This window comes from Streptomyces sp. HSW2009, assembly GCF_040240285.1.
GTDB lineage: Bacteria > Actinomycetota > Actinomycetes > Streptomycetales > Streptomycetaceae > Streptomyces.
Window position 1 is genome coordinate 1 of the sequence record NZ_JBEHZD010000464.1, and the last position, 6,497, is coordinate 6,497.

Annotated in this window: 7 protein-coding genes and 1 pseudogene; 5 read left to right on the plus strand and 3 right to left on the minus strand. The window is 73.2% G+C overall.

What is annotated here, in order from left to right:
- Positions 1-626 (plus strand): annotated as a pseudogene (locus AAHZ94_RS26295) (FG-GAP repeat protein); the annotation flags it as partial.
- Positions 627-758: 132 nt separating this feature from the next.
- Here the strand turns inward: AAHZ94_RS26295 and AAHZ94_RS26300 are convergent.
- Positions 759-1,133, minus strand: coding sequence for a winged helix-turn-helix transcriptional regulator (locus AAHZ94_RS26300; RefSeq protein ID WP_349995797.1), 375 nt, complete (start codon positions 1,131-1,133; stop codon positions 759-761).
- A 61-nt stretch (positions 1,134-1,194) separates the two neighbouring features.
- Here AAHZ94_RS26300 and AAHZ94_RS26305 point away from each other — a divergent pair, with 61 nt between their 5' ends.
- Positions 1,195-2,094 carry an NAD(P)-dependent oxidoreductase gene (locus tag AAHZ94_RS26305; protein WP_349995788.1) on the plus strand — a complete coding sequence of 300 codons (900 nt, stop codon included), beginning with the start codon at positions 1,195-1,197 and terminating at the stop codon, positions 2,092-2,094.
- A 340-nt stretch (positions 2,095-2,434) separates the two neighbouring features.
- On the opposite strand, the gene AAHZ94_RS26310 is transcribed toward AAHZ94_RS26305, so the two are convergent.
- Complete coding sequence (locus AAHZ94_RS26310) at positions 2,435-2,689, minus strand: DUF6233 domain-containing protein (RefSeq protein WP_349995789.1); 255 nt, start codon at positions 2,687-2,689, stop codon at positions 2,435-2,437.
- Positions 2,690-3,301: 612 nt separating this feature from the next.
- Here AAHZ94_RS26310 and AAHZ94_RS26315 point away from each other — a divergent pair.
- Positions 3,302-4,132, plus strand: coding sequence for a serine hydrolase domain-containing protein (locus AAHZ94_RS26315; RefSeq protein ID WP_349995791.1), 831 nt, complete (start codon positions 3,302-3,304; stop codon positions 4,130-4,132).
- A gap of 188 nt (positions 4,133-4,320) precedes the next feature.
- On the opposite strand, the gene AAHZ94_RS26320 is transcribed toward AAHZ94_RS26315, so the two are convergent.
- The gene (locus AAHZ94_RS26320; protein ID WP_349995793.1) at positions 4,321-5,148 is read right to left on the minus strand and encodes a M23 family metallopeptidase; all 828 of its coding nucleotides are present in this window, start codon (positions 5,146-5,148) and stop codon (positions 4,321-4,323) included.
- Between the two features lie 295 nt (positions 5,149-5,443).
- Between AAHZ94_RS26320 and AAHZ94_RS26325 the strand changes: the two genes are divergently transcribed.
- The gene (locus tag AAHZ94_RS26325; RefSeq protein WP_349995794.1) at positions 5,444-6,145 is read left to right on the plus strand and encodes a TNT domain-containing protein; all 702 of its coding nucleotides are present in this window, start codon (positions 5,444-5,446) and stop codon (positions 6,143-6,145) included.
- A 6-nt stretch (positions 6,146-6,151) separates the two neighbouring features.
- The gene (locus AAHZ94_RS26330; protein ID WP_349995795.1) at positions 6,152-6,391 is read left to right on the plus strand and encodes a hypothetical protein; all 240 of its coding nucleotides are present in this window, start codon (positions 6,152-6,154) and stop codon (positions 6,389-6,391) included.
- Positions 6,392-6,497: the final 106 nt, after the last annotated feature.

The window sequence follows — 6,497 nt, forward strand, 5'->3', positions numbered from 1 at the left end:
CGCGCGGGGGTGCGGTGTGCGTCGGCCCGGACGACCCCGACGGGGAGCCGCAGACCCGGGGCGTGACCGGGGTCGGCGGCACGGTTCGGGTGCTGTACGGCGGGCCGCGCGGGCTGGCCGGCGACCGGCCACCCGTGGACCTCAGCCAGGAGACGCCCGGCGTCCCCGGCAGCGGCGCCGCGGAATCCGAACGCGACGATGCCTTCGGGCAGGCGCTCTCGGCGGCCGATGCCGACGCCGACGGGTACGCGGACCTCGCCGTCGGCGCACCGGGCGAGGCGATCGGGACGACGCCGGCGGTCGGCAGCCTCACGCTCCTGTACGGCACGCCCACCGGGCTCGGCGCGGCCCGGGCCCGCGGCTGGAACCAGGGCACCCCCGGCGTGCCCGGCAGCAACGAGGCCAAGGACGCCTTCGGCGCCCGTGTCGTCCTGCGCGACGTGAGCGGCGACGGCACGGCCGAACTCCATGCGGCGGCGCCCGGTGAAGACACCGGGGACGGTCGGGTCTGGTTGCTGTCCGCCGTGGTGGGTGACGGCCCGGCGACGGGCGTCGGCTACAGCGCGGTGAGCCTCCAACTCCCCTTGCCCCGAACTGACTTGGAATTCGGGCGCGGACTGGGGTGAGTCAGGGCGGCCCGGGGGAGAGTAGCCACTTTTTTGTGGGTACTTGGCTACGGGCGACCGGCGGGAGAGGCTGAAGGGGCGAGGCCACGGGGCCGAGCGATCCGGATCGAGACGGGCAGGCGCAATGCACTATTAGGTGGCAGAAGAAACCGCGTGAGCACCCTCGGGTTGCTGCGCGGCAAGCATGTCAAGACGGCGGTGGCCCCAGTCGGAGACCGGGGCGAGGGCCTTGGAGAGGTCCCTACCGAAATCCGTCAGGGAGTACACCGTCTTGAGCGGGCGGACGTCGTGCACCTCGCGGTGTACGAGGCCGTCGACTTCCATTTCGCGGAGCGCCTGGGTCAGTACCTTCTCGGTCAGTCCCGGCAGCGCCCGACGCAATTCACCCGGTCGACGCGGGCCGGATTCGAGTGCCCAGAGCAATGCGGTCTTCCACTTGCCGTCGATCACCGCTATCGCCGCGGTCACTCCGCACACATCCGGGTCCTGCGCCCGCATCCGCGCCATCGCCATCACCTTTCTCTTTTCCATCGAGATCGATCATTTCATTCTGCACGGGAGCCCAAGCATGTCCGCACACACCCACACCACCCCCAAGACCACCGTCACCGTGATCGGCCTGGGCCCGATGGGGCGGGCGTTGGCCGGCGCCTTCCTGGCCGCCGGGGTGGCCACCACGGTCTGGAACCGTACGCCGGGCCGGGACGGGGAACTGGTCGCACGCGGCGCGGTCAGCGCGGGGTCCGCCGCTGAGGCGGTCGCCGCGAGCGAACTGACGGTCGTCTGCGTCGTCGACTACGAGGCGGCGGACTCCGTCCTGCACCGCCCCGAGGTCACCGCCGCGCTCAAGGGCCGCACCCTGGTCAACCTGTCGGCCGACGTCCCGAGCCGGGCCAGGGAGGCCGCGGGGTGGGCCGCGGAGCACGGGGTGAGCTACTTCGACGGCGCGATCATGACGCCGACCACCACCATCGGAACGCCGCACGGCGTGTTCATCTACAGCGGCCAGCAGGACCTGTACGAGGCGCACAAGCCCGTCCTCGACGCGCTGGGCGGCACCCACACCCACCTCGGCGAGGACGTCGGCCGAGCAGCCGCGTACGACATCGCCCTGCTCGACATCTGGTGGACCGCGATGACCGGCTACATGCACGCCCTGGCCGTCGCCCGGGCCGAGGGCATCAGTGCCCAGGAACTCCTGCCGTTCGCCCAGGGCATCGGGCAGATCCTGCCGCCGGCCTTCGCGGATGCCGCGGTGGAGGTGGACAACGGCACCTACGCGGCCACGGTCAACCCGCTGACCTCGGCGGTCTCGACGATGGCCCACATCGTCCACACGTCCGAGGCGCACGGCATCGACGCGAGCGTCATCCGTGCGGCGGAGGGCCTGGGCCGCCGCGCCATCGGCCTCGGCCACGGCGGCGACGAACTGACCCGGGTGGCGGAGCTGCTGGGGCGCCCCGTCTGAGTGCGTCCTGGCTGAGCGCGTCCCGGCTGGGTGCGTGCTGTCTGTGGGTGCGCGCTGTCTGGGGACATTCCGGCTGGGCGCATCCCGGTTGGGCACGCGCTAGCCGAGCGCGTTCCAGTGGAGGGCGGCGGAGTCGCGCGCGGGGGCGGCCGGGCGCGTAGGGGGCCGGCTCGTTCCGTGTGAGGGGCGGACGGATACGCGGCAGCGGCCGGCGCGGCACCCGCCGGCCGCTGTCCGCCACCCACCATCCGCCACCCACCATCCGCCGGTCGCCACCTGCCACCGCTGCCCATCGGCCGCCGTCCACCAGCCGATTCGCAGGCGCTGCCCGAACCCTGCGCTACGGAAGCCAGCCGGCTCCGACGACCGTCAACGCGCCGTGGCACAGGGTGTGTTGTGGGTTGCAGACGGGGCAGGGCCTGGTGCCCGGGGTGGCCAGGAGGGCGCGGGCGGCCTCGGTGGTGACCAGGTCGGTGACCGGCGCCGCGTCCTGGCAGTCGTCGCGGTGCAGCACCAGCGACGCGTCCTCCTCCGGGGCCGCGGCCGAGTCGTGGACCCGCCACCACCCCGCTCCCCTCTCCTCCTCGACGTGCATGGGCGCGGCCCTTCCGGTCAGTCAGCTCGTCGGCATCGTTGCCTGCCGTCGATGCTTGTGCCTGAGCGGAGGGCGATCAAGTACCTACAAAAAAGTGCGTACGCACCCCCACCCCGAGCAGCCGACCCGCACCGACCCACTTCAAGCAGCCAACCTGTGCCGACCCGCAGCAACCCACTTCAAGCAGTCAATCCGCGCCGACCCGCCGCAACCCATCCCGAGCAACCCCATCGCGGCGACCCGCCGCAACCCACCTGAACCTGCTTCAACCAGCCCCAGCCAGGCACCCCAGCCGGGCCCACCGCTGACCGGGCCCACCGCTGACCGGGCCCCACCCGAGTGCCTCGTGAACTGCCCTGATTTCGCTACGAGTTGCCCACCCCAGAAGTGAGCAGCCGGCGTTGTGGGGTGGAGGGGTGCGGGTGGCTGGCGCGGTGTGGCCGGGGGCGTGTGCTGGCCCGGTGGGTGGGCCCGTACTGTGGTCCTGTTCAGGGGCCCGCCCGGGTGGCCCGTCGGCACCGTACGCGGCCCTGCCGGCATGCCGGGTGTGCGGTTCCCGCGGTGCTCCGCGGAGCCCTGGACCAGGCCGCCCGCGGAAGGAGCCCCAGCACCGTGCGTCCCCTACCGACCTGTCTGCTCTCCGACGGCCGACCGGCCCGGGTGAGTCGGGGGCACGACCCGGACCGCTTCGTCGAGATCGGCTCCCTGACCAAGGTGGTGACCAGCACCGCCCTGCTGCGGCTCGCCGAGGCGAAGACGCTCGACCCGCAGGACCCGGTGGAGCGCTGGCTGCCGGCGCCGGCGGGGACCGGAGTCACCCTGGCGCACCTGGCCGCGCACACCTCTGGGTTGCCCAGGCTGCCACCGGGCCTGAGCGGTCGTGACCCCTACGCCGGCTTCGACGAGACGGCGCTGCGCGCCCTGGTGGGCCGGCCGCAGACCTGGGACGCGGGGGAGCCCGGACGCCGGGAGGAGTACTCCAACTTCGGTTACGCCGTGCTCGGCGCCGCCCTGGTGGCCGCAGCCGGCCAACCCTACGAGCGGTTGGTGCGCGAGCACGTGCTCGACCCGCTCGGCATCGATGCGATGACGGCACACCCACCGCAGGACCGCAGGCTGTGCGCCACGGGGTGGTTCGGGCGCCCGCGCAAGCCGTGGACCATGGACGGCGCGATCCTGCCGGCCGGCGGCCTGTGGGCCACCCCGCGGGCGGCGGCGCGCCTGCTCACCCGGTTGCTGGTGGACCGCGCGTTCGGCGAACCCGCCCCCGCCTGGCGGCGTTCGGGCGACGTGGTCTGGCACAACGGCGCCACCCGCGACGCCTCCGTGTTCGCCGGGGCGACGCCGGACGGGCGCTGGGCGCTGGCCCACCGGCTCGGCGGCCCGCACAGCGACACCGACGCGCTCGGCGCCCGCGCGTTGCGACTGCCCGTGCGGGGCTGACCCGCCCCACGAGCGGACCGCGCCGGCCCCGTACCGTACGGCCCTGCTACCCAATCCGTACGGCCGGCGCCGGCCCGGCAGAGCACGGGCCCGCCGCGGAAGCCCTCCCGCGGCGGGCCAGGGCGAGTCGGTCGAGTGGCCGCGGACGGCGACGGCCGCCGGCGGGCGCACCGGGGTGCGGCGAGCCGCTAGCAGATCGGCACGCCGGGCAGTTGGGACGCCGGGTGGCTGATGTAGATGTTGGAGATGAAGCCACCCTGGTCGCGCAGCTTGCTCCACCAGTTGTTGGTGTAACCCTCGGCGCTCACGGTGCTGCCCTGCTTCTGGCAGACGACGGTGACGTCGGTCGGGCCGGCGAGCACGTTCACCACCGGCGAGTTGAGGTACGCATCGGCCCGCACCCGGATGTCGGTGCCCCAGGTGCGGAAGTTGCCGCCGCCACCGCCGCAGCCGTTGTCGCTGGTCAGGTACGACTGGTGGTACTGCGACGGGTAGGGGAGACCGGAGCCGTTGACGGCGATGTTCTGGCCCACGCCGTTCAGCAACTGCTCGTAGTGGATGTGGGCGCCCGAGGAGTTGCCCGTGCTGCCGGTGACGCCGATCTGCTGGCCCTGGCCGACCTGGGCGCCGCTGGGCACGGAGTAGGAGGCGAGGTGGAAGTAGTACGTCTTCCAGCCACCGCCGTGGTCGATGACGATGTAGTTGCCCGCGCCGCTCGGCTGTGACATCCGGGTGGCCGTGCCGGCCGCGGAGGCCAGTACGGGCGTGCCGGCGGTCGAACCACCGTCCGCGCGCACGAAGTCGAGCGCCCGCCGCACCTCGGCCGAGTGGTGGCTGTAGGTCCACTTCTGGCCACAGGGGAACGGGGCGCGGAAGCTCGGCGCCGCGGCGAGCCGGGCCCCTTCCCCGGGCGCCCCGGACCGCCCGGCGGCGTATCCGGGAGCTGCGACGAGACCGGCGAGCGCGAGCAACGAGGTCAGCAGCACTGACAACGTTCGCAGGCGTCTGTTGAGCATCGGGAGGACTCCTTCGGAACCGTGGGGAGGGTCGGCACTCCACCGCCCGGCGGGGCTGCGCCGGGCGGCGCCGATCACGTGTATCACCCGTTCAGCGCAGTGCGCACCCCTCACGACGCCCCTGACTTCCACCGGCCCGCTGGGGTCCGCGCCCCGTTCCACCCTTGTTCGCCGATGCGGCGCGCGCGGCGTGGACACCCCGGACCGACCGCGCCCGTCGCGCTGCGCAACTGATCCTTTACGATGCGGGTGAGCCTGACGTTGTGTCAGGGTCACGGCAGACTGGGAGGTCTGGATGAACCGCAGAGGCGCCATCGCCAGCGCACTGAGCACCGCCGTCATCGTGGTGGCGATGCCGGCGGCCAGCGCGGCACAGCCGGCACCGGAGCAGGCCGCGAAGGCCGCTTCGGTCGCGCGGGCGGGGGCCAGCGCCAAGGCGCAGCCGTGCACGGGTGCCTACCAGGGAGACGCCAGGCTCGGCCCCGAGCAGTTGCCGAAGCTGTGGCAGTTGCCGGTGGGCCCGCTGGTGCTCGGCTACCAGCGCACCGGCAAGCTCTCCCCGGACGCGTTCCTGAAGAAGTACTGGGAGGGCCCGGCCGACAAGGGAAGCTGGAAGTACCCGCCCAACGACGGCTTCGCCGAGGTGAACGGGAAGCTCGACAAGCGGCGCAGCCAACTGCGGCCCGGCCAGTGGCTCGACCGGTTCGGCTCCGAGTACGGCGGCTACCTCGCCCCCGCCGGCGACCGGTACGCCAAGCGGGCGCTGCCGCCGCAGAACCTCAACACCCGCGACGCCGCCTTCCCCTGCGACTACCACGTGTACCGGGTCACCAAGCGGTTCACGGTCTGGCAGGGCAAGATCGCGCCCTGGTTCGAGCAGCCCGGCGGCGGCCAGCAGATCAAGCTCGACCCGACCCTCCTCGACCCGGGCCAGGGTCAGCGGCTGAACGTCAAGTGGCTGCTCGACCACGGCTACCTGGCCCCGGTGAAGTGGTAGCAGTCGATGGACCGCCGCGCCCTGCACCAGGCCCTGCGGGCTGCCGGGGTGGCCGATGGCCACTACTGGATCGAGGGCGTGCACGAGCCGGCACCCACCCCCGTCGACCACCTCTTCCTGCGGGCCGGTGCCGGGACCGGGGCCCGCTGGGAGGTCGGCGCGTACGAACGCGGGGTGCATGAGGTCATCGCCGCGTACGACGACGAGGCAGCGGCCTGCACCCATCTGCTGCGCCTGCTGACCTGACCGCGCCCGACCGGCCCCGGCCCGGGGCCCCCCCCCCCCCCCCCGGGGGGTTTAAAAAAAACCCCCCCCCCCCGCCCCCCGGGGGGGGGGGGGGGGGGGGGTGGGG

Coding starts and splice junctions, on each gene's coding strand:
- AAHZ94_RS26300 (WP_349995797.1), bottom strand. CDS start 1,133: ATGGCGCGGATGCGGGCGCAGGACCCGGATGTGTGCGGAGTGACCGCG.
- AAHZ94_RS26305 (WP_349995788.1), top strand. CDS start 1,195: ATGTCCGCACACACCCACACCACCCCCAAGACCACCGTCACCGTGATC.
- AAHZ94_RS26310 (WP_349995789.1), bottom strand. CDS start 2,689: ATGCACGTCGAGGAGGAGAGGGGAGCGGGGTGGTGGCGGGTCCACGAC.
- AAHZ94_RS26320 (WP_349995793.1), bottom strand. CDS start 5,148: ATGCTCAACAGACGCCTGCGAACGTTGTCAGTGCTGCTGACCTCGTTG.
- AAHZ94_RS26325 (WP_349995794.1), top strand. CDS start 5,444: ATGAACCGCAGAGGCGCCATCGCCAGCGCACTGAGCACCGCCGTCATC.
- AAHZ94_RS26330 (WP_349995795.1), top strand. CDS start 6,152: ATGGACCGCCGCGCCCTGCACCAGGCCCTGCGGGCTGCCGGGGTGGCC.